General features: G+C 73.5%; 1 protein-coding gene. It reads right to left on the bottom strand.

Annotated elements, in window-relative coordinates; genetic code table 11:
* On the bottom strand, nucleotides 1-234 hold a 234-nt coding region (locus SB658_RS27675), incomplete at both ends, for a maltotransferase domain-containing protein (RefSeq protein WP_410603783.1).

The following is a 234-nucleotide window of genomic DNA, read 5'->3' as shown; positions in this document are numbered from 1 at the left end:
CGAGACGGAGCGGAGGCTCGCGAGTGGCCGATCCGCGAAGATCTGCGCGAGAGCGGCATCCGTCGACAGCGCGATCGTCGTCGCGGCGTCGCCACCGCCCAGCGACGCGGCGTCGGCCTGCAGGCGCTTGCGCTGCGCGGCGGGTCGATCCTTCTCTGCCGCCGCCCTCGTGAGGAGCTGTGCTCCGAGGGCCGCCATGATCGGCACGTCCACGCCGGCGGCGACCTTCAGCTC

The sequence above is a fragment of the Bacillus sp. SIMBA_008 genome, from assembly GCF_046535495.1.
Lineage (GTDB): Bacteria > Bacillota > Bacilli > Bacillales > Bacillaceae > Bacillus > Bacillus subtilis.
Note: the sequence above shows the minus strand (reverse complement) of the source record. Positions and strands in the feature narration are given on the sequence as shown.